The sequence below is a fragment of the Desertibacillus haloalkaliphilus genome (assembly GCF_019039105.1).
Taxonomy (GTDB): Bacteria; Bacillota; Bacilli; order Bacillales; family KJ1-10-99; genus Desertibacillus; species Desertibacillus haloalkaliphilus.
Genome location: NZ_JAHPIV010000577.1, coordinates 1 through 332 on the forward strand (window position 1 = coordinate 1; position 332 = coordinate 332).

At 31.9% G+C, this 332-nt stretch carries 1 protein-coding gene; it reads left to right on the top strand.

Annotated elements, in window-relative coordinates:
* A partial coding sequence (locus KH400_RS23345) for a hypothetical protein (protein WP_217228707.1) occupies positions 1-332 on the top strand: 332 nt, incomplete at both ends.

Here is a 332-nt window from a genome sequence, read left to right on the forward strand (position 1 = left end):
GGGATGGGATTTACCCTTCTAAATTTATACCAAATACTGTCTATTTTAGGTATAACGATAGGTTGGGACTATATTCTTTTTCTTAGAAGAAAGAAATTTAAAGAAAAAATTACTACAGAGTCAGGTGAAGTACCAACACTAGTTATAGAAGCTGGAAAATCAGGTCATCGTTTTTCATTTGGGCTATTAGGTATTACTAGTCAATCAATCTATTATTTTGAAAAAAAGAAACTATTTAAATTTCCAATTAGTGATATAGAAAATATTGCTACCGGAAGTGAGGGTACTGGAGAATTTATAGGAATGTCTCAACATGTTGCAGGTGGTTTCTC